The sequence below is a fragment of the Pontibacillus chungwhensis genome (assembly GCF_030166655.1).
Classification (GTDB): Bacteria; Bacillota; Bacilli; order Bacillales; family BH030062; genus Pontibacillus.
On the sequence record NZ_CP126446.1, the window covers coordinates 2,353,239 to 2,378,425 of the forward strand.

Annotated in this window: 24 protein-coding genes, 1 riboswitch and 1 other annotated feature; of the genes, 9 read left to right on the forward strand and 15 right to left on the reverse strand. The window is 39.8% G+C overall.

Features of this window, described 5'->3' with window-relative positions; all coding sequences use genetic code 11:
* Positions 1-27 precede the first annotated feature (27 nt).
* From QNI29_RS12225 to QNI29_RS12285, 13 genes are all read right to left on the reverse strand, one after another.
* Positions 28-582 (reverse strand): hypothetical protein, encoded by a 555-nt coding sequence (locus QNI29_RS12225; protein ID WP_231416790.1) that lies wholly within the window; start codon positions 580-582, stop codon positions 28-30.
* Between the two features lie 44 nt (positions 583-626).
* Positions 627-1,205, reverse strand: coding sequence for a DUF4352 domain-containing protein (locus QNI29_RS12230; protein WP_231416791.1), 579 nt, complete (start codon positions 1,203-1,205; stop codon positions 627-629).
* Between the two features lie 19 nt (positions 1,206-1,224).
* On the reverse strand, positions 1,225-3,375 hold the full coding sequence (locus tag QNI29_RS12235; protein ID WP_231416792.1) for a DUF5702 domain-containing protein: 2,151 nt from the start codon (positions 3,373-3,375) through the stop codon (positions 1,225-1,227).
* An 18-nt stretch (positions 3,376-3,393) separates the two neighbouring features.
* On the reverse strand, positions 3,394-4,050 hold the full coding sequence (locus QNI29_RS12240; RefSeq protein WP_231416793.1) for a TadE/TadG family type IV pilus assembly protein: 657 nt from the start codon (positions 4,048-4,050) through the stop codon (positions 3,394-3,396).
* Between the two features lie 26 nt (positions 4,051-4,076).
* On the reverse strand, positions 4,077-4,265 hold the full coding sequence (locus tag QNI29_RS12245; protein ID WP_231416794.1) for a Flp1 family type IVb pilin: 189 nt from the start codon (positions 4,263-4,265) through the stop codon (positions 4,077-4,079).
* Between the two features lie 38 nt (positions 4,266-4,303).
* Entirely contained in the window at positions 4,304-5,167 is an 864-nt protein-coding gene (locus QNI29_RS12250) for a type II secretion system F family protein (protein ID WP_231416795.1), read from the reverse strand.
* Positions 5,168-5,171: 4 nt separating this feature from the next.
* Positions 5,172-6,131, reverse strand: a complete 960-nt coding sequence (locus QNI29_RS12255; protein WP_231416796.1) for a type II secretion system F family protein — start codon at positions 6,129-6,131, stop codon at positions 5,172-5,174.
* Positions 6,132-6,152: 21 nt separating this feature from the next.
* Positions 6,153-7,376 carry a TadA family conjugal transfer-associated ATPase gene (locus tag QNI29_RS12260; protein ID WP_284526488.1) on the reverse strand — a complete coding sequence of 408 codons (1,224 nt, stop codon included), beginning with the start codon at positions 7,374-7,376 and terminating at the stop codon, positions 6,153-6,155.
* Positions 7,369-8,484: an AAA family ATPase gene (locus tag QNI29_RS12265; protein ID WP_231416797.1), complete on the reverse strand. Its 1,116-nt coding sequence runs from the start codon at positions 8,482-8,484 to the stop codon at positions 7,369-7,371. Before QNI29_RS12265 ends, QNI29_RS12260 begins: the two co-directional genes overlap by 8 nt.
* Before the next feature lie 317 nt (positions 8,485-8,801).
* Complete coding sequence (locus QNI29_RS12270; protein WP_231416798.1) at positions 8,802-9,896, reverse strand: AI-2E family transporter; 1,095 nt, start codon at positions 9,894-9,896, stop codon at positions 8,802-8,804.
* Between the two features lie 644 nt (positions 9,897-10,540).
* Complete coding sequence (locus QNI29_RS12275; protein WP_231416799.1) at positions 10,541-11,440, reverse strand: DUF4097 family beta strand repeat-containing protein; 900 nt, start codon at positions 11,438-11,440, stop codon at positions 10,541-10,543.
* On the reverse strand, positions 11,437-11,994 hold the full coding sequence (locus tag QNI29_RS12280; RefSeq protein WP_231416800.1) for an HAAS signaling domain-containing protein: 558 nt from the start codon (positions 11,992-11,994) through the stop codon (positions 11,437-11,439). The genes QNI29_RS12275 and QNI29_RS12280 overlap by 4 nt, the downstream gene beginning before the upstream one ends.
* Positions 11,987-12,310, reverse strand: a complete 324-nt coding sequence (locus QNI29_RS12285) for a PadR family transcriptional regulator (protein WP_231416801.1) — start codon at positions 12,308-12,310, stop codon at positions 11,987-11,989. Before QNI29_RS12285 ends, QNI29_RS12280 begins: the two co-directional genes overlap by 8 nt.
* 176 nt (positions 12,311-12,486) lie before the next feature.
* Between QNI29_RS12285 and QNI29_RS12290 the strand changes: the two genes are divergently transcribed.
* The 7 genes from QNI29_RS12290 (at position 12,487) to QNI29_RS12320 (ending at position 20,240) form a co-directional block, all read left to right on the forward strand.
* A complete protein-coding gene (locus tag QNI29_RS12290; protein ID WP_231416802.1) occupies positions 12,487-12,813 on the forward strand; it encodes a CHY zinc finger protein in 327 nt (108 codons plus the stop codon).
* A 43-nt stretch (positions 12,814-12,856) separates the two neighbouring features.
* Complete coding sequence (locus tag QNI29_RS12295) at positions 12,857-13,009, forward strand: hypothetical protein (RefSeq protein WP_231416803.1); 153 nt, start codon at positions 12,857-12,859, stop codon at positions 13,007-13,009.
* A gap of 128 nt (positions 13,010-13,137) precedes the next feature.
* Positions 13,138-15,357 (forward strand): FUSC family protein, encoded by a 2,220-nt coding sequence (locus tag QNI29_RS12300; RefSeq protein WP_231416804.1) that lies wholly within the window; start codon positions 13,138-13,140, stop codon positions 15,355-15,357.
* A gap of 64 nt (positions 15,358-15,421) precedes the next feature.
* Positions 15,422-15,645: a binding site (T-box leader), on the forward strand.
* Positions 15,646-15,706: 61 nt separating this feature from the next.
* Positions 15,707-16,858: a pyridoxal-phosphate-dependent aminotransferase family protein gene (locus tag QNI29_RS12305; RefSeq protein WP_231416805.1), complete on the forward strand. Its 1,152-nt coding sequence runs from the start codon at positions 15,707-15,709 to the stop codon at positions 16,856-16,858.
* Positions 16,851-18,434, forward strand: coding sequence for a phosphoglycerate dehydrogenase (gene serA, locus QNI29_RS12310; protein WP_231416806.1), 1,584 nt, complete (start codon positions 16,851-16,853; stop codon positions 18,432-18,434). Before QNI29_RS12305 ends, serA begins: the two co-directional genes overlap by 8 nt.
* A gap of 212 nt (positions 18,435-18,646) precedes the next feature.
* Positions 18,647-19,786, forward strand: a complete 1,140-nt coding sequence (locus tag QNI29_RS12315; protein WP_231416807.1) for a conserved virulence factor C family protein — start codon at positions 18,647-18,649, stop codon at positions 19,784-19,786.
* Between the two features lie 25 nt (positions 19,787-19,811).
* Complete coding sequence (locus QNI29_RS12320) at positions 19,812-20,240, forward strand: BrxA/BrxB family bacilliredoxin (protein WP_231416808.1); 429 nt, start codon at positions 19,812-19,814, stop codon at positions 20,238-20,240.
* 15 nt (positions 20,241-20,255) lie between these two features.
* Here the strand turns inward: QNI29_RS12320 and QNI29_RS12325 are convergent, their stop codons facing one another.
* Positions 20,256-20,621: a hypothetical protein gene (locus tag QNI29_RS12325; RefSeq protein WP_231416809.1), complete on the reverse strand. Its 366-nt coding sequence runs from the start codon at positions 20,619-20,621 to the stop codon at positions 20,256-20,258.
* A gap of 176 nt (positions 20,622-20,797) precedes the next feature.
* A complete protein-coding gene (locus QNI29_RS12330; protein ID WP_231416810.1) occupies positions 20,798-21,925 on the reverse strand; it encodes an HAD family hydrolase in 1,128 nt (375 codons plus the stop codon).
* Positions 21,926-22,134: 209 nt separating this feature from the next.
* Positions 22,135-22,244: riboswitch (SAM riboswitch) on the forward strand.
* A 113-nt stretch (positions 22,245-22,357) separates the two neighbouring features.
* On the opposite strand from QNI29_RS12330, the gene QNI29_RS12335 reads away from it, so the two are divergent.
* Together QNI29_RS12335 and QNI29_RS12340 are read left to right on the forward strand one after the other, a co-directional pair.
* Positions 22,358-24,040: an O-acetylhomoserine aminocarboxypropyltransferase/cysteine synthase family protein gene (locus QNI29_RS12335; protein ID WP_231416811.1), complete on the forward strand. Its 1,683-nt coding sequence runs from the start codon at positions 22,358-22,360 to the stop codon at positions 24,038-24,040.
* Between the two features lie 42 nt (positions 24,041-24,082).
* Entirely contained in the window at positions 24,083-25,066 is a 984-nt protein-coding gene (locus QNI29_RS12340; RefSeq protein ID WP_231416812.1) for a homoserine dehydrogenase, read from the forward strand.
* The last annotated feature ends 121 nt before the right edge of the window (positions 25,067-25,187 follow it).

A 25,187-nucleotide genomic window follows, 5' to 3' on the forward strand; every position in this document is an offset into this window, starting at 1 on the left:
CAATCTATGTATTAGTTCCTTAAGGTATTAGCCTCCAGTCCAGAGCCTTTCTGTTGCTCTCTTCTTTAGAATAATCGTCCGATCGACAAATGGCAGAACAATATCCAACTTGTATTCTGCTGTAATACTTACCATACCTTTTATATCAGCAGGAAGTTCTACAGTAGCTTTTATATCATCTGGATTAAAAAATGAACCTGGCACATTCTCTCTAAAACTCTCTTGAACCGAAGATTCAATAGCTCCTTGTGAAAGCTGTTCAATAACATTCAAGCCCGTTTCCCCAACACCAAAATCACTTAAAGACTTTCCTGACCATTTTTCAACATTCTCAAGAGAAATTAAGTCCATAGTAGCTCCTTTAATACGGTCATCTATGATAGAAGCTGGTGTTTCAGTAACATACGTCGCCGGGTAAGCATGAGTTGCTATCGTTTGGGTAGTGGAGGATACTGATTCTTCGAGTCCAATTTCTGCAATAGAAATACGTATAAGGGTGGCTAAAAAAACGACAAACAAGAGAAAAAAGGGTAAGATCATTGCAGCTTCTAACGTAATACTTCCTTTCACATTTCGAAACATTAGACCTCCCCCCTCCTTTGCTTAGATAAGTACATTAATAAGAACTATTCCGCATCCTTTTCTACTTCCTCATTGGAAAATTTCCAACCTAGCGTTTTAGTACCTTCCATATCCGCTGTCACATATCTGGATTTTATTTCATAGGTTTTTCCAGCTTTCATATCATAATAAACTTTCCCGTTCAAAGTTTCGCCAGGTTGAATTTCCTTAGTCCACCAATCCTTTTGATCTCCAATAACTCTTGTCTGGCTGATCATTATTAAAGGTGTTTTTATATCAAAAGTAGAGAATATAGATTCTACTTTTACTGCCTTATCCCCGGTGTTCTCAATACTAAATTCAGGAATAATAAACTCACCATTCATAGATTCTTCACTATCCACTACTTTTTTTTCGACGACATTTTTAAGATTCATTTTGTAGCTACCAAGTGTGGTTTCAAAATTATGGGTTTCTCCAATCTCGATTAATTGATTGCTTTCTTCATTATCAGGTTGTGTGGTTGTTTGATCAGAAGAATCTTTTGCGTCACTTGTAGTTTCATTTTCAGATTGATTATTACATGCAGAAAGAACTGCTATTAATACCAGTAGTACGATTATTTTTATAGTCTTTTTCATCATTTAACCCTCCATTAGTCATTTAATACGAGTAAACAATTTTTGTTTCAATATAATACCTACCGTTTGAAACATCTCCGTTTACAATATTAGCTCTACCCAATAATTTGGTAATCCCAGGCAAGAACCATAAATCAACAGAAGATTCAACATTAGCCTTTATATAGGTAGGTAATTTAGACATATCTGAATTTGTAGACTTATCTACTGATGCCTGTATTCTTGCAATTTTCTTACCTTCTGGATGTAAGAAAAGAAACATCCTCAAATAAAATTTGTAATCAGTAAGCATAGAATAATCAGGTTTATAACCGTTTAGATCCACAAAAGAAACTTCTCCTCCAGAGGTTAAAACTTCCATATTGTCCAGAGTTTTTTCCAACGCCACGCTTAATGCATACCAAAATTTCGCCCATGGATGAGGGATTAATTTTACTGTTTCATTATTTGAAAATTCCCCCGCCAAGTTCAAAGCGAGACGCGTTAAAAATAGTTCCGTCAAAGCATAACCATAATTAATCCCAGGTTGGTGGGATCCATAAATGATGTATTCTACTTCTCTATTGGAATAAAGGTATGCTTCTGGTAAACATTTGTACATTGGTGTTTGGTTACCACAACTAGATAATTCACTTGGATTTTGAACACTTTTAAATCTAGTCATAATGTATTCATTTATATATGCCTCATCCCTCACACCTGTAAGGATTTCACTCAAGTTACCAAATAGATCATCCATTTGATTTACCGCAGCCTTTGAAGTCCCCTCAGCGCTAGTCATTTCATCAACGCTAATTGCATTAGACCCTGTGTAATTCCCTAATAAAGTTTGTAATTCATCATATTCTCCTTTATCCTTATACGTTGCTTTCCCTTGTTCAAAGATATCTTTTGCTAGCTTAAATTTATCCTTAGCTTTCTCTTTTTTACCAGCAGCAATATCATTTTCTGTAAAATACTCTTTTGGAATATAGGTAGTAAAGTCTTGATTAATAGTATTAACTGTCTTTCTCCATTTTCCATAAGGATCTCTAATACTTTTTATAAGAGAAGCAAGGTTTGGTGGTTTGCTCTCTGATTGAAATGCTTCCTTCATAACATCTTCAAGATGGCGGATGCGGTCTAGTGCTGAAGAGGAAGTCTTATCTCCTATATACTGGTGTGCATCTTTGATCTTGCCTTCTAAGGTCGTTAAAGGAGCCTTCTTTATCACATATTGATCCACACTGTTACTTGCCTCTTGCATACCTTGTGTATCCGCACTAGCACATTTCGATCTCATCCGTTCGTACTTGGCGTCATTCTTCTCTTTAAATCCATCAATCTCTTTTTCTATTTTTTCATTCAACTTTATAACTTCTTCTAAATCGTCCTGTGCCTTCTTTAACGATTTAGTCGCTATATTCAGTTGTTTCTCAATTGTATTGACAGTACTTTTTGAGTTTGACTCAAAATCTGGTCGATCTTCCCCTTCAGTATCATCCTCATAGTCATCAAAATTCACAAGGATATCTTGAAGGTCTGATGCAGAAGGATAACTCCTTTTATTTCCGTTTACTTTGTCTTTGATGCGGAAAAGTGCTTCGTTCGCCTTACGTAGTTCTTCTTTTAAGTCATTAATTGCTGTACTTCTCTTTGTGAATTCCGGATCAACTTCACTAGCGATATTCACAAATTCTGATGTTTTCTCCATCGCACATGCTACGGGGTTAAGCTGTTCTGTTATAAGTTTTCCGTATTCCACAGGGGCCGTGTATTTCATATCTTCCAAGATCTGATGCTTAAATACATCGACGTTTCTAAGCGTTCTATCGGGGTCACTTTCCAATGTATATTCTTCTAATTGATTATCTATAAAGTGAAAATAGTCCCCTTCAGCGTTTAAATTACTTTTAAATACTTCTTCAAAAATATCTTCTTCTGAAACACTCTCTTCATGAAAGGCGTACATCCCCATCTTCTGTAATTCAGTATCATAAGCTGAAAATGTAGAGCGCAATGATTTTTTTGCAGCTACCTCTGTTTGGTGCTCCGCAACCATTATTCGAGCAAAGTCGATAAAAACTGCATTGAAAATAAATAACAGCAGGACTACTATGATTAAGTAGATGGAGACAGCTCCGCTTTCATCTCTTATGAACTTTCGTTTTAAATGAAGCAATGTTCTTCTCACTGTCTTCTCACCTCTTTATTACCGACTAGATTGATTTCTAAAGTTACTGAATAACGATCTAAAGTTTGGAGTATTTTTAATTTGGTTAACTGCATAAACTGCAAAATCCACATTCCTCATAAATTCCACCGGCTCATTCACTCGCCGCTTGGCGGTTACATCAAGCTGATCAATACCAAATAAATCCTTCGTGAAAGAGGGAATATTAAGAGGACTAATCAGCCTCACTTTGACAAAGTTACCAGTTAAGCCATTTTCGTAAGTGATTGAAGGACGATCTCCAAAGGGCACGGTTCCGATACGAGCTGGGTCAATTTTTTTAGCCTTTACCCCACCATCCCCTATTTCAAGAGAAATTCCAAATTGTTCTAAGAAGTCATTTCCCGTAAAGCGCCAATATAGCCCATCATCCCCTGGATCATAAGTCGTGTAATCACTCGCTTTAAATTCACCCGTCACCCAATCCTTCTTACTGTTATCCCACGTATAAGCAATTCGCTCAGCTATTGTAGTAGCGCTGTAATGCATCATTGCCTTCTGGTAGATCACTAGACTGAAAAAAATTAGGCAAAGGGTTAGGATAAGAAGCGTCGGGAAGATAATAGATGCTTCTATCGTGAAACTTCCCGACCTGTCTTTCTTAAAGGTTTGGATCTGTTTCATAACTTTCTTCATACCATCCCTCCAAGATAAGCAGGTTATTATTCTTGTTGGAAATCACTGATGTTCTCATCACCGAAGTTGATTAGGTCATTGACCCATCCCATAATGCTATCCCTGAATAAGAGAGCGATCACGACAATAACAGCGATAATCAACATAATCTCAAGCGTCTGTAGCCCTTCTTCATCATCTTTAAATTGCGTTACCCATTTCATTAAAGTTTCCATGTATATACCTCCTAAATGTTTTCAAATAATTTAACTGTCTACAAGATTGTAATCGCCGGATAGCCGACTATAATCATGACAGCGATAAATATAAGAATTAGGGGAAAGACTAATTTAGAAGAAGCTTCCTCCCCTTTTGTTTTTGAGATGTTTTTCCTTTTCTCCCACAGGTCTTGAGAGAGTTCACGCAGCGCTAGAATTAAATCTTGTCCACCTTTTCGGTAGTTTAATAGAATCGTTGTCGTGAATATAGAAACCTCCTGGATCCCGACCTTCTTACTCAAATCATTCATCACCTGATGAAATGGTTCATTACTCGTTAACTTGTTTACGGTGTCTCTTAATTCTTTATAGAGAGGTGAGTTTTTATCTTTGGTGCTTGAGACACAATGAACGAGCGCTCGCTGAACCGTTTCACCGGCATTTACGAGGAGGATAATTTTGTTCACCACTTCCGGGAGTTCGGTTAAAATTTGATCCTTCCGTTCTTTCTCTTCGTTACTAAGCTTTTGAACAAGGACAAAAGGGATCATAATCGTAAAGACCATCCCTGCAATGAAAAGTGTCAAATCTCCATTAGCAAGGAGTGCGACAAGGGTGCTCCCTAATAAGCAAACCAAAACGGTAGATATAAGCTGGGCCAGATACATTTTCGTATACATCAGCGCTTGTCTATGACCGTGTATACTGATCATCCGCTTCTGGATAAAAGAGATTTGCCCATACATCCTCTCCATAATTTGAAAGTAATCGATCAAATATAAAGAAACAGGAGCCATAAAATTTAGCTGAAAGTCTGTTCCAAATTGCTCTACAAACCGGTTGTACCGCTTGCCAGCTTTCAAGGAAAGAACAAAATACATCATTATAATGACGAGCGTCGCTATACCAAATCCAATCATAGACTCACACCTTAATATTCATTATCTTTTGGCTGAGCCAATAAGAGAGAACTAATAATCCTAAGCATACAGTCATGACGATCGGCCCCATATTCTCCCACTCATATAAGGGTTTCATATAGTCACCAGCGCTATATTTCAATAACAGAATCATTCCAATTGGAGCGATACTCAATACCCTCGACTCAAACCGCTTCTGCGCTACCATTACGGATACTTCTTGTTGAATGTCAATCTTCTCTGAAATAATATCTGAGGTTCGCCGAATCACCTCAACCAGGTTTCCACCCGTTCGTTTACAAGTAATAAAGATATCTGAGAAATTCTGAATATCTTCGATGTCTGACCTTCTACTAAAATCCTGAATTGCTCGCTCAATGGTTTCTCCATTCTCGACACGCCTGTTAATCACTTCAAATTCATGGATGATATAGGTGTTAGGATCTGGGTATAACAATTTCAAATCATTTACAACTTCAATAAAACTATTCTCAATCGATCGACCCGCTGCTAAAGAGGACGATAAGCTTGCAATTGCCTCTTTAAACTGAAGACTCAGTTTGTCTTTACGTTTTCTGAGGAGCTTTTTTTTCTGCGCGAAAGGATAAACCAGACCAAAAGCCCCCAAAAAAATAGTCATGATATAGCTGTCGTAGAACAATTTTCCCAATATTCCGAATACTATTGACGCAAGTACACCGAAAAAGATGAATTCTTTAAGACTTAGTTTGTACTTGGAATAGTCAATCAAGTGACTAGATTCAACATCATCTTCTTGTTTAAACTTCTCCAGACTATAAAATAGCGTCTTAAATTTCTTCTCTTTCAGAGCTTCTTCTTCCTGATTCCGCCGTTTTTCTTCCTGGGCATTTTGTCTTTCTTTTCGTTTACGACTCGTAACCTTCCAAATATAGATGCCAACAAGGGCAATTAGTAGAATGACGAGAATACTATCAACCTTCATGACTTCACCTCCTGTGACTCATTACAAGGAAACCCCGGCTAATTTCAACTTAGATTCACTGTGAAGCACATTACCCGTTGGCTGTAAAGAACCTATAACCTCACCATCTGGTCCTTCTGATTCCTCGATAAATTCATATAAAGGGTTTAATACAATTTCTCCGTCTTGAACCCCTATCATTTCACTAATCGCGACAACTTTCCTGGAATGATCCCTCAGACGGGCGAGGTGAATCATAATATCAATCGCTGAACTGATTTGTTTCCGAATCACTTCAACAGGGAGATGAGCTCCGCTTAATACCATCGTCTCGAGCCTGCTTAACATATCTTTCGTTGAGTTGGCATGCCCGGTAGAGATCGAGCCATCATGGCCTGTGTTCATGGCCTGTAGCATATCAAGTGCTTCAGCACCACGAACCTCCCCCACTACAATTCGGTCCGGCCTCATTCGGAGCGATGTTTTAATTAAATCTCTGATTGATATTTCACCACGCCCCTCCGTATTCGCATTTCGAGTTTCTAGACTTACTAAGTTCGGGACGCTTTGAACTTGCAGCTCTGCAGAATCCTCGATTGTAATAATACGTTCTTCTTTTGGAACAAAGTTTGATAACACATTTAAGAAAGTTGTTTTACCAGACCCTGTACCTCCACCAATGAAAATATTGTATTTAGAGGCGACAAGCTTATGGAGAAATTCTGATGCCTCAACGGAAATAGAGTCATACTCAATCAAATCATCAATCGTCAGCGGCTTAGCAGGGAATTTACGTATAGTCATCACAGGTCCTGCCAATGCAATTGGCGGTAAAACGACATTAACACGGGACCCATCTTGTAGCCTGGCATCGACAATCGGAGAAGATTCATTAACCACACGGTCCACCTTCGATACGATCGCTTGAATGATATCTTCAAGTTTTTGCTCGCTTTCAAAGGCCGTCTCGACTTTCTCGGTCTCCCCGCCCCGTTCGATGAAAATTTCTTTATGGTTATTTACCATAATCTCTGTAATCGTCGGATCATTGATATAAGGCTGAAGAACATCATATCCTCTGAAAGCATGATAGATACGGTCTACAAGCCACTTCATATCTTCTGTTTTTATATATTCTTTGTGAGCATATTGGAAAACAGCTTGTTCAATGTACTCTACTAGCTCTTCATTTGAGATGGAGTGCATTAAATCAAGCGTTTCTCGAAGCTCTACTATCAGTTGTTTCACGACCTTCTCATCAACCAAGCCTCACACCATCCTCTACGTCCTGTTCAACAATAAGCTGGAGAATGTGTTGTGGAAATATAGAAGTTGTCGTCACCGGGCGTCCTGACGTTAGGTTCTTCCATCCTTTCATTTCTGGAAGTTTGACATGAACAGGGACATTAAACCGTTCAAACTCGACCGGCAATTCACGACTATAGCCATTCAGAATGAAAAATGTTTTCTCCTCGAGGTTGACCTTCTCTCCATATAGCTGTGAAGAAAAGGTTAGAGAGTGATTTGTTTTGTGGAAATCTTTAACATCAATATTTAATACCCAAAGAAGCAAATCAGAAACCTCTATCGCCTTTTTTGTGTGAGATTGAAGCTGTGAATCAAGATCCATCACGATAAAATCATAGCGGTCTGAATGCACGAGAGAATCGAGAATCGTTTGGACATGATCCCCTGTCAGTTCCTTGACCTCCAAAGGGTTCACCGCAACATCGAAATAATCGACTCCATTATAAGGATCACGTTTAATTAAGTGGTCAAGTTTTGAGCCAAGAAGCTCTGGCTTTTCCTTAGCATAATAATAGAGCTGAATCGTATGCTCATCTTCTGGAGATTGAAAAAAGAGCGAAGTTCCATTAACAAGTTCTAGATTGAAATAAAAAACCTTATAACCTAGTAACGTCAGCTGCCTGCTTAGATTAACTGAAAGTGATGTTTTGCCTGTTCCTCCAAGAGCTGAATGAAAGGAAAGTAACTTCGCTTTCTGATGACCTGCTGATAAGCTTGTCTGGAACTCCTCGAAATAAACAGACAAGATGTAGGAGAATAAGTGATGAGTCGGTTGGTATTTATAAACTCCTCGTTCCCCTACAGGGTTTCTTGTATCTTCCTCTAAAAGGAAAAGGAGATCAGCTTGATGGACGAAAGAATCGCTCCCCCATTTCGCATACACATCTTCAGACACAAGCCCAATATGAATGACCGGGTCTTTCTTCAGAAATTGATTTAACGTCTCCTTCGATGTAAAGGTTCTTAGGTTCACTTTGTCATGTATTTCTGATGTTCGAACATATCTGGAGATATAATTGGCATATTCAAGATTTGTGTCGACCAAAATAAGCTGTATTTTATTCAAGAAGCCTCCTCCATTTCCTATAACAGTCTTTTATACATTTCTGTCAAATATCGCTAAATGGTTCGATAAGAATATAACAAATTACCAAAGATTTTACTTGAAAATGCCCGAAAATCAGGAAAATACTACTATTTTCGACTTTTTTGTCTGGTAAAATCCTAACAGGGAATTTGTGGGTCAAATCGAGCACCTTTCCTGTTATCTCGGTGCCAAGATACTCGAATACGTTAGATTATGAAAAATATTTATTGACCTTATGAGGATGGGCCTAGAGACCTAATCACAAAAAAACCAGCCCCTTTAAGGACTGGTTTCGATTAAGACTTTTTCGTTTTAAAAACATCCCGGAATAACCACTCCGTGTCGACTTCTTCAGACACGGTTTTAAAAATGACTTTAATGACGGAATAAAGCGGTATGGCGATCAGCATTCCAATAAAACCGTATAAGGCTGAAGCTACAACGAGTAATAAAATAATGGTAATCGGGTGAATATTAAGTCGCTTACCGAGGACAAGGGGAGCGACAAGGTTCCCTTCTAATTGCTGAACAACTACAAGAGCAATAATAACATATAAGGCCATTGCCGGATCCTGAGTTAGCGATACGATAAGAGCTGGTAAAACCCCAATAATCGGACCGAAGAAAGGAACAACCGCTGTAAGGGAAACAAAAATAGCAAGAATTAGTGCATAGTCAAGTCCAAGAATCAAATAACTAATATACATCAAAATACCATCTACTAGTGCTACAATAACTTGACCTGTAATATAAGCTGACACCGTCTCACTAATTCTTCTCAGCACTTCTTTCCCCTTAGGATTATGCCGATCAGGTATAAACTGTAGTAGATAAGGTATGAACTTATGATCATCTTTTAAGAAATAGAATAAGACGAAAGGTACGATAACTAAAACTGTAGTGGCTCCTGTTATAGCTGAGATCACCTGCATCACATTATCACCTAGTGATTGAAGGACTTCGGATGCTCCACTACTTACTTTTTGTCGTATGTTTTCTACAGAGACCATACCCATATCATTCTTTTCGATTGTCTTTTGAGCTTCTTCAGCAGATTTCTTTAACTGCTTCGGAAGCTTAGAGCTGATGTTCTTGATCTGTTCTTGAATCGTACCAGCAAGGAAATAAATTGAAGCGTAAAGAGCGGTTGCAATAGATAAAAACACAGTAAGTATAGCAGTTGTTTTATTCATAATTCTGGTTTTCGTTAATTTCGACACAATCGGTCTTAAAATATAAAATAAGAATCCTGCAATGAGTATAGGGTAAAAGAGCGATTTAAGTATCGTCTTAATTGGACCAAAAAAACCTAACAGTTCAAGGATGTAAAGACCAATCAAAACAATTACGGTTCCTGTTGCGTACTTAAAAAATGGATGTTTAAACCACATATAATTCCTCCTTTTTTGGGACGCTAATCCCATTTTGTCGCAAAATTTGTAGAAATTTTTGTTGTTTAATTCTGTTTAAATGACGGTATAAACTACTAAATGACCAGAGTTGTTTATGCACTGTTGAATCGTTTCCCTTGCTTTTGTTTGTTTTTCAATCAAAAAGGAGGAGAATCAATATGAAAATTAAAGCTGCTAGTTGGAACATGTTAACCCCTCAGGATAAGTTATCGATCCTAAAAGCCATAAGCCAACGTCCTATTGTTGCTAAAAGTGCCTAACTTTCAATTGACCTGGATTGTCTCAGCCTAACTTTTGTTTTACCTAAATAGCTTCTTTAGAAACCTATAGATTAAAATCTCACTAAAAATTTTCATAAAAAAACAGGCGATCGGAATCACCTGTTACAATGCTCACGATATAAAGTTTGCTCGAACATAGATAGTGTTCATAATGTAAAATAAATCCTTCATCAGGCTCACCGCTTCTTGAATGATAGAATCTTAGAAAGGATGGTCGAACAAGAAGGTCAGCCCTTTTTTATCCCTATTTCACTTTCATATACATTCGAACCCACTGTAAATGTCCCATGTAGGATCTTCTTATGATCATTAACCATTCTTTCTTCCACATTCATTTTAATGTTATTGAGCGCTGAAATCTCCTGAACTCGTGTGTATTTCAATGCGCTGATCTCCATTTCCTTTTTGTCCAACAACTTCGTGTTCTGCCTTACGATCGTATTCAACCCCATCAAGGTTCACACGTTCATCACCAGAACTGGATTGATACTCTATAGAATAGGAATTCGGTACTTGTTCAAAATCTAAATGTACATCCCCACTTGATGTTTTGAGGATAAGATCACCTTTCAATGTTAAAACGCGATAATCGATCGTTCCAGATGAAGAGTCTCCGATGATATCTACCACATTTACACCTTTACCCATTACATCCCCGCTGCTTGTATCCGTATCTATTCGATCGGCACTCACCTTTGTTAAATAAATGCTCCCGCTTGATGAACGTGTAACAAGTTTCTCAGAAGACGTAATTTCTTTAAGTTCAATATCTCCTGAACTTGTCTTTAGCTGTAACCGTTTCGCTTGCTGTTTAAGAACCACAACATCACCAGAAGAAGAGGATCCATTTATCGTTTCATACAGTTTCTCTGGTACTTTTACGGTAAGCTTTAAATCTCTTTGTAACAGACCAAATTGGAAGCCTAGTAGATCTTTTTGGCGAAGCTTAATAGAAAGCTCATTGCCTTCTTCCTTCGTCGTTAACTCGTAATCTTCCCACACCCCTTTACTTGCATGCCCGCCCCACTGAACGTAAATGGATTGATCTTCACTTGGTTCAATATAAATATCCGCAGATGAAGTATCCACATGAAATGTGTCAATCGTACTTCCATTAAAAGACTTCTCTTCAAACACTTCTATGGTTTCTTTTGTAAAAGCGCCTGTAACTTGAAGCGACGCAACGGTTCCTACAATTCCAATGATAAACAGTAGAATCACCCATCTTAGAAAGGTTCTCACGCTGCTTTCTCCCCCTTTACAATTCTTATATTAAAACGAATATAGGAAAGTGTGGCCTGATAGAGCCATTTTCCAACATAGAAAAGAGCTATTCCCATCAGTAATCCACCACTACCAAGTGTGATCGAAAGGAATAGGTTCACGAAGAAAGGTTCAACACTACCAATGAACATACTTCCAATAAAAAGCAGCGGTGCTACTGACAATCCGATTGCCACCGAGCATAAACCAACATATAGGCTGAAAACTCCTATAGCAGGACCAAGAACGAGTATGATATTTAGAAAACTCACACTCATCGTGGCGAAGATCGCTTGTAAAATATGTTTAACCGATTTCTCATCTTCTGCCTGATCAATTCTATACTCCGCTAATAAATCTCTCCCAAGCTTCTTTGGATCTCCTAATTGATTCGCCAACTCTTCTTCCGAATACCCTTTCATGATTCCTGTTTCAAAATGTTCTTCATAATCATAAAGAAGTTCATTTCGATCTTCATCCGGAAGTCTTTTAAGAGGTGCTTCTAATTTTTCTAGAAACTGTTCTTTATTCACTTTTACTCTCCTCCTCAATTAACTCTGTGACAGCACTTGTGAAAACGTTCCAATCTTGGATGAGGGAATCTTTGTAGTCTGAGCCTTTCGGTGTTAAGGAATAATATTTTCTGGATGGTCCTTCTGAAGAAGCGGCAAAGTAGGTGCTTAAGTACTCTTCTTTGGTGAGGCGTCGCAGTAAAGGATAGAGGGTTCCTTCTGCAATTTGAATTTTTGTAGATATATTTTGAGCAAGTTCATATCCATATTGATCTTTCGATGCAATCATAACAAGCACGCATAATTCTAGTGCTCCTTTCTTAAATTGAACGTTCACCGATCCACCTCCTACTGAGTAACATTCAGTACTGAATTATATTCACTAGTTAGGAAAATGTTTCCTATTCGTCTACACTCATCATACTCCACACTAGTGAACAATGCAAGGTAGTGATGAAAGATTTTCAAAAACCCATCTCTCCAGTACACTAGAACAAAAAGGAGATGTTCGCAATGAACGATTCCCCCACTGTATTCGGACAAGTGATCGATCATGAAACAAGGTGTGTCCATTACCATTCTGATAAAGACGTGATTGCAATTAAGTTCTATTGTTGTGATACCTATTATCCTTGCTATCAATGCCATAATAACGCTTGTAACCATGCAATAAAACGGTGGCCTGCTACCTTATTCACCCATAAAGCTATTCTTTGCGGCCATTGCGGGTCAGAGTTTTCTATACAAACGTATTTAAACGCACCTTTTCTCTGTCGTACTTGTCAACATCCATGGAATGAAGGGTGTGCCTTTCATTACCACCTATACTTTGAAGCATAATCGACCCAGCAGGAGATACACTAATAAGCGTAAAGGAGTGGTCATGATGTCAAACAAGAATAAACAAGGGAAAAAGCAAGGGAGCCAAAAGGGGAAACCTTTTAGTGATGCCCTTACAGCGCAAGATAACGTAATGTCTAAAGAGGAAATGAAAAAAGCTACTCATCCAACTCAGACTACAATTGACGAAGACTAACGAAAAGGTTTTACACAAAAAGACATTGTACAATTCAATGTCTTTTTGTGTTTTATGTGTAACAGCCTAGTCTTAAGCTTGAATGAATTCACAGAATAGATAGAATTCTACTATTTTAGGCATTTGGATTGGATGAAGCGCTAGGAATCGTTTATGATTACATTATGAAAATGAAACAGACAGTTTATAAAACCTTACTACATTGGCTTGCACGAATTACAGCGGCAGATCCAGGTCTGACGAGACTAGTCAATGCAGTAAAGGCCACCCTAAGCGTTATTTCCTCTGTACTCACTACAAACCTCCTACTGGATTGGCTCGATTACAGTTTAATTACTGTCCCTATCTTCTCGGGAATTGTAGGGCTTTTAGGTGTCTTTGCTGTGTTTGACGATACGAGTCAAAAGCAAAAGGTTACAACGCTCCTCCTCGCTCTTTCAAGTAGTGTGACGCTTAGCATTGGAGCTTGGACCTCATCGTATTTCCACCTATCTGATGTTGCGATCTTATGCGTTGTCTTTTTAGCTTTTTACCTATCTCGTTATGGCTCCCGCTATTTCTCATTAAACATGATTGGTTTTATCTCGATCTATTTCTCCACAATTCTGGGAGTGCAATTTGGTGATTTACCAATCTATTTCATCGGGATCGCAATCGGGGTATTTTATGCATACTTCTATAAGTTTGTCTTATTAAAAAACAAACCTGAAACAATCTTAAAAAGAAGCATGACTTCCTTCCACGTCCAAACGAATTTAATCCTCACCAGGGTCATTCACATTGTTCAACATCCTTATGAAGATGAAAAAGAACTTAGGTATTTAAATCGTAACGTATTAAAGTTAAATGAATATGCTCGGAATATCTCAGCTCAACTCGGTGATGTGAATCCGTATGATGTTTGGGAAGGAATCACAGCAAACCAGCTTCGTTTGTACGTATTTGATGTTCAAATGCTTATGGAAACGTTAACTCCTACAATTGAGCAACTAAAAGAGCATAAAGCGCTTGATCATAGTAGTGTACAAGATGCCTTAGTACAACTGATTCAATCTACAAGAGATGTTAAAGTTCTCAGACATCAACATGTTTTAGAACAACTCCGAGAAGCAGAAAAAAATGTACAGAAACTTCGGACTGTAACTCAACATGTAAATCAAAAGGAAAATGATGAGTGGCTTTTCCTGTTGCGACGACTCAACACAATGGCAAACCATGTCATTGAAGGAGCTTTTGAGCTTCATGAAGTACGTCATCAAAACATAGAACAACCACAAGAAGCAGATGAAGAGGCAGCCGAAGATTCAACAGAGAAAGAGAAAGCTAAAGGACTTGAGCCAACCACGAAGAAAGCTCTTCAAGCGTTATTAGCAGGGTCCCTTGCGATTGCTCTTGGGTACGCCTTAACGCCAACCCATCAGTACTGGATATTACTATCAGCGTTTATAGTATTTATGGGTACTGACACAGTTGGAAGAACCTTCATAAAAGCAAATGATCGCACGATCGGAACTATAGCCGGCGCTATCGTAGGCTTTTTAGTATCCTTATTTTTAAGTGGTCATAGCACATGGCAAGTCGCTTTTATCTTTTTATGTATCTTTATGGCGTTTTACTTGTTTAACGTTTCCTATTCATTGGCTATGTTCTGGATTACGATGATTATTGCCATGCTTTATGATTTACTACTTGGGGGCATTACCTATCAGTTATTATTTGCCCGAGTGTTGGATACCTTTTTAGGAGCTTATATTGGATTCTCAGCAGCTGCTCTTGTATTCCCTAAGAAGACACGGGAGAAAGTAACAGATACCACCATCGAATTTCTGGAATTGCTATCTCAATACATCGAAAGCTATTTGATGAGCCTGAAAGGAAAAGGCACAACAGATAACCTTGCTGAAATAGCTTTTGACCTTGATCAGTCTCTTCACCAATTCAAAGTTGATTCCGAATCCATCCGTAAACGCCCGGCACGCTTCTCAAGATCTGATGTAGAACGGTGGCTGACCATCTTGGTAGCTACGAATTACTATGCGAAACATCTGAATGCAACGAGGGAAAATGAACCTGAAATGGATGCTGAATTAAAAGAAACCATTGATCATATCCAGGCTCATGTTACCCATAATATTGCTGCGATTAATGAGATGCTAAAATCAAAACGACATCAAATCATTTATGATTTAGAACAAGACAGAGAGCGCATTGAGCGATATCCGGACCAGAACAACGATTTATCTAAACGAATATTTGTGTATAAACTCTACTACATCTGGCGCATTAACCAATCCCTTGTGTTACTAGCACAGGACATGGGCGCTCCTATATCAAAACCTCCTGAATAAAGTAAAATCGTAAAACTTTTCTGTTTACATGAATGATTTAACGTGCTAAACTTCTAAAAAATAAGGAAAAGTAATGATGAAGACCAACATACATTCATGACCCTCAGAGAGTCGGTGGCAGGTGGAAATCGACGGCATGATTTATGGGTAGCCCTTCTAAACTAGTGTCCGAATTTACAGTAGGCACACTCGGCGTCGACCGTTATCAGACTGGTAATCTTACCAATGAGAGAACGACGAGTGTCGTTTAATAAAGGGTGGTACCGCGTTTATACAAACGCCCCTTGCTAGCATTTTGTTAGCAAGGGGCGTTTTTTATTTCTTTTATTCATACAGGAGGGATTTTCAAATGCTACAAGATCAAACGTTTTTACGAGCTCCAGGACCAACACCCGTACCAGATCGCGTTAAGCACGCTATGAACGAACCAATGATTGGACATCGCTCCCCCTCATTTGCTCAACTTTTTGCTGACACAAGTGAACGTCTAAAACCAATCTTTGGAACCACGCAACCTGTCTACACCCTTACAGCTAGCGGGACAGCAGCCCTTGAAGCCGCTGTGACCAATACTGTTCCTAAAGGAGAAAAAGTAATTGTAGTCGTAGCCGGGGCGTTTGGTGACCGCTTCGCAAATATTTGTGAGCATAATGGCTATCCTACCCATCGATTAGAGGTTGAATGGGGGCGCTCTGTTTCACCTGAAGACCTCAAGAACACCTTACAGGAACATCCTGATGCTAAAGCTGTTCTATTAACGTACAATGAAACATCAACTGGTGTGATGCACCCTATTGGAGAACTGTCTGAAAAGGTTCATCAATACAGTGAAGCGCTCGTTTTAGTCGATGGTGTGAGCTGCATTGGTGGTGTCCCAGGAAACATGGATCACTGGAACCTGGACGTCCTTGTAACAGGATCTCAAAAAGCAATGATGCTGCCACCAGGATTATCTTTCGTTTCCTTAAGTAAACGGGCTGAAGCGAAACTGACAGATGGAAATCCATCCTTCTACTTAAATCTAAAAGCTTATCAAAAACAACTTGAAAATAGTATGACTCCTTACACTCCTGCCGTTTCACTTATCCAAGGAGTAAAGGAAGTTAGTGAGATGATGAAAGAAGAAACGCTTGACCACGTCTTCGAACGCCATCACCTTATGAAAGATATGACCCGTGCAGGTATAAAAGCACTTGGATTACCACTCTTGACTAGCGAGGAAGATGCTTCCCCTACTGTAACATCCGTTAAAGAAACGGCTGAGTTTAAACCAGATGAACTAAGAAGCTTGCTCTCCAAACAGTTTGGGTTGACGCTTGCAGGAGGTCAAAAAGAACTAAAAGGAAAAATATTCAGAATTGGCCATATGGGCTACTGTTCTCCCGTAGATATTTTAACCACTCTATCCATGATTGAAATGGGATTAAAACAACTAGGTGTCGAAATAGAATTAGGTAAAGGTGTTAAAGCTGCCCAGGAGGTGTATGTACAAAATGTTTAAAGTATTAGTAAGTGATCCAATAAGTGAAGATGGAATTAAAGCATTGCTTGATTCAGATCAAGTCCAAGTCGATCAGAAAACCGACCTCTCACCTGAGGCATTGAAGGAAACGATTCCAGAATATGATGGCTTGATTGTACGTTCCCAAACAAAAGTCACAAAAGAAATTCTAGAAAGGGCTACGAAACTAAAAGTGATTGGCCGAGCAGGCGTTGGCGTGGACACAATCGACTTAGAAGCAGCGACAGAGCATGGTGTAATCGTCGTAAACGCCCCTAACGGAAATACGATTTCAACTTGTGAGCACACATTTGCCATGCTAATGGCTTCAGCCAGAAATATTCCCCAAGCTCACAAGACATTAACGGAAGGAACCTGGGACCGGAAGACTTATAAGGGTGTAGAACTAAAAGGAAAAACACTCGGAATCGTCGGAATGGGACGGATCGGTACAGAAGTAGCTAAAAGAGCCAAAGCCTTTCAAATGAGTGTGATTGGCTATGATCCTTTCCTAACAGAGGAACGTGCTTCTCAAATCGGAATTACCAAAGGCGATCTTGATACCGTTTATGAGAATGCTGATTTCATTACCGTGCATACTCCTCTCATAAAAGAAACGCATCATTTAATTAATAAAAGCGCATTCCAAAAAATGAAAAAAGGCGTGCGCATCGTAAACTGTGCCCGTGGTGGCATTATTGATGAAGAAGCACTCCTTGAAGCAATTGACGAAGGAATTGTTGCTAGAGCCGCTTTAGATGTGTTTGAGGAAGAACCACCTACAAATAACCCCCTTGTTGGGAAACCTGAGGTTATTGTAACGCCTCACTTAGGAGCATCAACATCTGAAGCACAACTTTATGTTGCAGAAGATGTGAGTCAAGAGATTCTAAATGTTCTAGCTGATCAACCTTTCCATAATGCGGTTAATATGCCGGCTGTGAATGATGAAACAAGACGAACATTAGAACCTTATTACCTATTAAGCGAGAAACTCGGAGAAATGATGATCCAGCTTGCTAAAAAAGCTCCGAAACATATTAAAATTAGCTATGCAGGTACTTTAACCGATTTCAACACAGAGCTTGTAACCCGTACATTTGTAAAAGGATTGCTCAGCCATTACCTCGGCGAAAAAGTGAATATTGTCAATGCGACTCACCTCGCCAAACAGTACGGTCTAAGCTACTCTGTGGAGAATACAACAGCTAGTATGGGGTACTCTGGCCTCATAAGCGTTTCCTTAACAACAGACGAAGGAGAATACAGTGCAGCTGGTACTCTATTTGATGGGCTTGGACCGCGTATCGTTCATGTTAATCAGTACACAATTGATATTGCACCAACTGACCGTCTTCTCTACATCCAGCATACTGACGTTCCTGGGATTATCGGCCATGTTGGTAGTCTGCTAGGGAAACACGAAATCAACATCGCAACCATGCAAGTAGGTCGCAAACAAGCTGGTGGTCAAGCGATTATGATGTTAACCATCGATCGAGCCCTTTCTGAAGATGTGTTAGGCGAATTACTACAAGTGGACCACATCCACTCAGCTAAAAACATAGATTTATAGGTTTGGTGTGAAGAAGCTGTTCTAGAAGAGTACATGGATATTCTTCTAGAACAGCTCTTTTTTTATGTAGTACTGCTTTTCCCGACGCTCTTTGCCCAAATTCCTCCCCCATTGAACATTCGACGTTTTCAAAGAATCAATCGCAACAATGGAAGTCATCGCTCGTGTTTGTTAAAATCAACAAAGAGTATACGTGTAAGGGGGACAACAAAATGAATATTGTGTCAATTGAACCGACACCAAGCCCCAATTCAATGAAGATTAATTTGAATGAGCAACTAGCCGACGGAGAATCACGTAATTATAAAAGAAACGACGATCGATCTGAAGCTCCCGATTACATTCAGCAACTTTTCGAAATTGAAGGGGTTAAAAGTTTATATCACGTTTCGGACTTTATTGCATTAGACCGAAATCCGAAACATCCTTGGGAAAACATATTACCTGAAGTACGTTCGGTATTTGGTTCATCAGAACAACCAACGATGGAACAAACTGAAGAAACAGCCCAAAATACCGAAGCATTTGGAGAAGTGAACGTTTATGTACAAATGTTCCGCGGAATTCCAATGCAGGTTAAACTACAAGAAGGTGAAAATGAGCAACGGGTTGGCCTGCCTGAACGCTTTATGAACGCAGCCATGAAAGCTTCACCCTCTTCTCCTAACATGGTTATGGAACGTAAATGGGTTGAACAGAACCCACGTTACGGAGACCCAGAAGAAGTGGGGCAAGAAGTGGCAGAAGAACTTTCGGCAAGTTATGATGAAGACAGACTAGCCTCATTAGTAGAACAAGCTTTTGATGAAGGTGCAGGTGATCTTCAAACAGGTCATGAAGAAGCAAAACAAGTAACGCTTGAAACATTAGATCATCCTGATTGGAAAGTACGCTACGCAGCCCTTGACCGTATGCACCCAACCTATAACGACCTTCCTGTTTTGGATAAAGCATTAGAGGATGAGAAGGCATCGATTCGACGCCTTGCCACAGCTTATCTTGGAATGATTGAAGAACCTGAAGTCCTTCCCTATTTATACAAAGCGTTAAACGATAAATCAACCACAGTCCGCCGTACAGCTGGTGACTGTTTATCAGATTTGGGGTTCAAGGAAGCTATGCCAGAGATGATTCAGTCTTTATCTGACAAGAATAAGCTAGTCCGTTGGCGAGCAGCCATGTTTTTATATGAACTTGGTGATGAATCAGCCATTCCTGCTTTACAAGTAGCCATTCAGGATTCAGAATTTGAAGTACGCATGCAAGCCAAAATGGCTCTTCGTCGTATTGAAGGCGGAGAAGAAGCCAAAGGTTCTGTGTGGCATCAAATGACTCAGGCAAGAAAGAAGTAAGAATACCTTAAGGAGGAATTTAAACATGAACGCATATGAAGAATACATGAAACAAGTAGCACAGCCGATGAGAGACGAACTTACGGGTGCTGGTTTTACCGAATTGACTACCCCTGAAGAGGTTGATTCCTTCGTAAGTGAAATGGAAGGAACAGCTCTTGTCGTTGTAAATTCAGTTTGTGGATGTGCAGCCGGTCTGGCCCGACCTTCTGCAAAAGAATCTCTACAAAACACGAAACGCCCTGACCATATTGTAACGGTTTTCGCTGGTCAAGACCGTGAAGCCACAAATCGTATGAGAGAGTACTTTGAAGGGTACGAGCCCACTTCCCCTTCAATGGCCGTTATGAAAAAGGGACAAGTCGTTCACTTTATTCCACGTGAAGAGATTGAAGATCACGAGGTGGAAGAGATTGTGGCAAACTTAACGAAAGCCTACGACGAATATTGTTAAAAAAGAAGGTGCATCCTATTGAGATGCACCTTCTTTCTTTTGCCTTCTATTCTCTACTAATCTTAACCCCTTAGGTAACGTCAGTCGTTCTCTCTCCTCTCTCATCCATAGGATGATGAAAGCTACGAGACTTAGACTACTTAATATACATATGGTGCGTATCGCATAATATAAACTAACTGCAGGCTTGTCTAATTCTATGAGTTGTGAAGTGAAAAGACTCATCAACCCCGATAGCCCTCCAAGTATTAGGGCCACACATAATAGAGTGACAGAAGGCCACCACCAGCGTTCACGGACAAACAATTCCCTCATTCCAAATGCTCCACTCACCATGACAATAATAAAGCTTGCCAATGCCCAAAAGAAAAGTTCTACCATCAAATCCCCTCCTCTACTATCCTATGGTCAACATCCACTCCCTATAACTAAAATCGGCCATGCCCCTAGTTGATCTATAAACTAAAAAAGACACCCTTTACTAAGTTAAATAAGTAAAGGGTGTCTGGCACGCGTTCATTCTCTACCGGGCTAAAGAGTTGATCTCTAGACCAATCTTAAAGGACTTTGTGAAGGTCTTTAATGTTATCTATAATGGTGTGTTGATCATTTTGCTCAAACTCTTTTCTTGCTTTTTGACCTGATAATCCTGTCAGAACAGCGACGAAATGACAACCAAGACTTTGGGCTGCAAGACCGTCTGCGAGGGAATCTCCTACAATAATCACTGAATCTTTCTCTTCTTCAGTAAATGAATAGTCAAGCGCCTCTTCTATACTCGACCGTCCTAACCAGGCAAACATATAGGTGAATGGATTCGGCTTCGCGAGTGGAGCTTTGTCACCGTATTTCTTTTCCGCTTCCAGGACGTCAGAAGCAGTAGCCATGCGATTCCGGTCAAAGTAAGAGAGAATGCCTAAGTTTTCAAGTGGTTCTACCGTTTCTAGTGCTGGACGACCTGTACCAATTCCGAGCGTATACCCATCATCTTTTAATTTCGTAAACAGGTTATCCAATTCCTCCATAGTCGCAAGAGGCGTTTCAATATGGACAAATCCACCTTTCCCTTGTTGATACGGTGGCCTTCCGATTGATTTCTCTGTTAGGTCCTCACCCACATACCATTCCTGGAAGGTTTCTCTTCCTAACTCCCAAAGAGCACTGTTTCTTGTGAAAGCCATCGTCTCAATACCTGTCATTTCATATGCGATTTGGTTTAAATGGGTAAGCAACTCACCTCGCATCGCTTCAACATCTTTCATAACTGGGACAAATGTTTTATAATCTGGTTCTATACCAGCCTTATACAACTCTCCCCCAATTTCTTGAAGTGCTTGCCGGTCAAGCGTCATATCTTGGAACACTTTCTCAACGTACTTCGGTTTCACTTCATTTAGCTGAGCTAACAAACGAATCAGTTGAAAGGAAAATGTTAAATAGACCATGTCCCAGTTTGCATTGATTCCTTTTGATTTAATTAAGTACAATACCTCATCTTCCTGGAAAACTTCTGCGCGCAAATCGCCTACTTCACTTTCGGTTACGTCTGTATGAAAACGGTCTGATTGAAGACCCAAATAATTCTCACTATGTATAAGTTCCCACACGGTTAATGCCGAAGCATCAAAATATCGATGTTCACTTAACAAAACCCCATCTACATCAAATAAAATCGTTTTTCCCAATTGGCTCACCTACTCTATTTAGAATTATGTCCTATTGTAGCAAGGGAAAGCATAAAAGAACAGACTAAGCTATTGTTCCCTTTAGGGCAGACTCATGTTCAGGAAAGGATAAAAACAGAAGAAATCAAATGTTCCGAATTTTTATTGACCTTTATTTAGATTTGTTCTATAATCCATATCAAGCTCATAGCTTAAAAAACAAAGCGAATATCTTATCTAGAGTGGCGGAGGGACTAGGCCCTGCGAAGCCCGGCAACCTTCAAGCATATTGCTTGAGTGGTGCTACATCCTACAGGTCTGTGGATCTGGAAGATAAGATGAGGAATGTACATACACCCTCTTCTTATGAAGAGGGTTTTTATATGCCCTCTTCTTCCCCTCACCTGTATGGCAATTTTTCCTAGACTTTTACTTAAACAAGGAGGAATTGTTATGACTCAAAAATCTCATCTATTTGAAAACGAAACAGTAAGTTTACACGGTGGCCAGCATCCTGATAAAGCGACAGGTTCACGTGCGGTTCCCATTTACCAAACCACCTCTTATGTCTTTAACGACACAGAACATGCCAAAAATCTATTTTCCCTTGCAGAACCCGGAAACATCTACACTCGTCTTGGCAATCCAACAGTAGATGTATTTGAACAAAGGGTTGCACTTCTAGAGGACGGCGTAGCAGCCGTTGCTACTTCATCTGGTATGTCTGCGATCACCCTTGCTATCTTAAACATCGCAAGCGCTGGTGATGAAATCGTTGCCTCCACGAACCTATACGGTGGTACTTACAATTTATTTGCCGTCACTCTCCCGAAATACGGAATCAATGTCACCTTTGTTGACAGTACAGACCCAGAGCAATTTCGAGATGCGATTACTTCAAAAACAAAAGCCATCTTTGCAGAAGTGATTGGAAACCCAAGTTTACATGTACTAGATATCGAATCAGTGGCCGACATCGCTCACGACTATCACATCCCCCTTATCGTGGATAGTACCTTTGCAACACCGATCCTTTGTAAGCCTTTATCTTTTGGAGCAGACATTGTCGTTCACTCTGCGACGAAATGGATTGGAGGTCATGGAACATCCATTGGAGGAGTAGTTGTAGATGGAGGACGTTTCGACTGGAATCATGAATTGTTCCCCGGCTTTACTGAACCGGATGAAAGTTATCATGGACTTAGATATGGGTCAGATGTTGGTCCAGCAGGCTTCGCGGTAAAATTAAGGGTTCAATTATTACGAGATATCGGAGCATGCTTAAGTCCACACAATGCCTTTCATCTATTACAAGGACTAGAAACCTTACATTTACGGATAGAGCGTCATGTTCAAAATGCAAAAGAAATTGCTCTTTACCTTGAGAATCATCCTGGTGTGAGTTGGGTTTCTTACCCTGGCCTTCCATCACACCCATCCCATTCACTTGCTCAGAAGTACTTAAATCAGGGCGCAGGCTCGATGGTTGTATTCGGGATAAAAGGAGGACTTGAAGAAGGAAAACGCGCTATTGATCACATCAAGTTGTGGTCCCATGTAGCCAATGTAGGAGATGCAAAATCACTTATCATTCATCCTGCTTCAACTACACATCAGCAATTGAATAACGAGAATTTAGTGAAAACCGGTGTTACAGAAGATTTAATACGCCTATCAGTTGGAATTGAATCAACGAAGGATCTAATTGAAGATTTAGAACAAGCGATTTATAAAGCAACAGGAGTCTCAAGCCAGGACCCTCAAGCATCCGGGGCCTCTTCCTACTTACAATCAAGTTTATACCGTGATGAAACAGCCGTCCGACCTAAAAAAATCGTCTTTTTAGGGAATCCGAATTCAAAAGATGAATCTTCGAAGCTATCACGTCTTGGGTTTAAACTAACTGATGGGCCAGGTACTGAAGCTGATATTGTCTATGTAACCGAGAAACAAGAAGGTCAGGTTCAAATTAGTCCCATTACAAAGCTTGTAGCTTATCGCAAAGGGACATTAACGGAAGAGCAGCTCACTTACCTAAGAGAACAAAACCTTACGTTACTAAGCACTGAAAATTTATACAGAGATGCCATCGGTGTTCGTATACCTAATTATATAGAAGAGCCTGTTAAAGCCTAAGATCCTCCCAGATCAAACAAAGCATAGTAAAGGAGGTACATCATGACAATTCGAGTTGGATTGCTCGGCTACGGAACAGTTGGAAAGGGATTTGCCGAAACCATTCAATCGCATCAGGAAAGGCTGCAGAATCTTTTAGAAGGAGAACCTGTTGAAATTGCTAGTATTCTTGTTAAAAATCCAACTAAAAAACGGGAGTTTCCTCACTCTAGTTTAGTTACAACAGATTTCAACGAGCTTTTTCTTCAAGATATTGATGTTGTGATCGATGCGATCGTTGGAGAAGAGCCCGCGTTTAGTTACTGTAAGAAAGCAATAGAGAGTGGTAAACATGTAATAACGGCAAATAAACAAATGTTTGCTAAACATGGAAAGACTTTAAAGAAGTTAGCAGAAAAATGCGATGTTTCCTTAGGATATGAATCTACCACAGTTGCAGGGACGCCAATTATTCGTACACTCTCCCAACTGCTCCAGGTCAATCGTGTAGAACGGTTTGAAGGGATTCTAAATGGGACGTCAAATTTCATCTTAACGAGGATGAAAGAAAACAAGGTATCCTTTGACCAGGCTCTGCAAGAAGCAAAGGACAAAGGGTACGCAGAGGCCGATCCATCAAACGACATAAATGGGCGCGATGCTTTTTATAAACTTATGATTGTCAGTGAGCTCATTTATGGCAAACAGCCAAACTGGAATGAGGTATTTGTAGAAGGGATCGATGTTATCCGCTCTGATCATATAGAAGAAGCCTCATTCATGGGTAAGAAAATAAAGCATATTGCGACCATTGAATGGAAAGACGGTGATGTTCGTGCTTCCATTCAGCCTATCGCCCTTACCCATCATCATCCCCTTTATGCCATTGACCATGAGCAAAATGGCGTGGTCATTCATACCGACTTGGCTGGACCGCTCACATTGGCAGGCCCTGGTGCTGGAGCCTCCACAACTGCAAGCGGAATGCTCGAGGACCTTGTGCATATCTTCCAGAAAACGAACCGAAAAACGCATCAGCTTCTATAAATCTATATATCTAAGAAAGATACTCAAAAAAGGCTTAGAGCAGGAATGCTTTAAGCCTTTATTTATGCCTATTAAAATGACTGAACAACCTATATAGATTTACTCCCCTTTTTACTATGCT

Bases quoted from the DNA above. Each gene is read 5' to 3' on its own strand.
- QNI29_RS12225 (WP_231416790.1), bottom strand. From the start codon at position 582: ATGTTTCGAAATGTGAAAGGAAGTATTACGTTAGAAGCTGCAATGATC.
- QNI29_RS12230 (WP_231416791.1), bottom strand. From the start codon at position 1,205: ATGATGAAAAAGACTATAAAAATAATCGTACTACTGGTATTAATAGCA.
- QNI29_RS12240 (WP_231416793.1), bottom strand. From the start codon at position 4,050: ATGAAGAAAGTTATGAAACAGATCCAAACCTTTAAGAAAGACAGGTCG.
- QNI29_RS12245 (WP_231416794.1), bottom strand. From the start codon at position 4,265: ATGGAAACTTTAATGAAATGGGTAACGCAATTTAAAGATGATGAAGAA.
- QNI29_RS12250 (WP_231416795.1), bottom strand. From the start codon at position 5,167: ATGATTGGATTTGGTATAGCGACGCTCGTCATTATAATGATGTATTTT.
- QNI29_RS12255 (WP_231416796.1), bottom strand. From the start codon at position 6,131: ATGAAGGTTGATAGTATTCTCGTCATTCTACTAATTGCCCTTGTTGGC.
- QNI29_RS12270 (WP_231416798.1), bottom strand. From the start codon at position 9,896: ATGTGGTTTAAACATCCATTTTTTAAGTACGCAACAGGAACCGTAATT.
- QNI29_RS12290 (WP_231416802.1), top strand. From the start codon at position 12,487: ATGAACGATTCCCCCACTGTATTCGGACAAGTGATCGATCATGAAACA.
- QNI29_RS12295 (WP_231416803.1), top strand. From the start codon at position 12,857: ATGATGTCAAACAAGAATAAACAAGGGAAAAAGCAAGGGAGCCAAAAG.
- QNI29_RS12305 (WP_231416805.1), top strand. From the start codon at position 15,707: ATGCTACAAGATCAAACGTTTTTACGAGCTCCAGGACCAACACCCGTA.
- serA (WP_231416806.1), top strand. From the start codon at position 16,851: ATGTTTAAAGTATTAGTAAGTGATCCAATAAGTGAAGATGGAATTAAA.
- QNI29_RS12315 (WP_231416807.1), top strand. From the start codon at position 18,647: ATGAATATTGTGTCAATTGAACCGACACCAAGCCCCAATTCAATGAAG.
- QNI29_RS12320 (WP_231416808.1), top strand. From the start codon at position 19,812: ATGAACGCATATGAAGAATACATGAAACAAGTAGCACAGCCGATGAGA.
- QNI29_RS12325 (WP_231416809.1), bottom strand. From the start codon at position 20,621: ATGGTAGAACTTTTCTTTTGGGCATTGGCAAGCTTTATTATTGTCATG.
- QNI29_RS12335 (WP_231416811.1), top strand. From the start codon at position 22,358: ATGACTCAAAAATCTCATCTATTTGAAAACGAAACAGTAAGTTTACAC.
- QNI29_RS12340 (WP_231416812.1), top strand. From the start codon at position 24,083: ATGACAATTCGAGTTGGATTGCTCGGCTACGGAACAGTTGGAAAGGGA.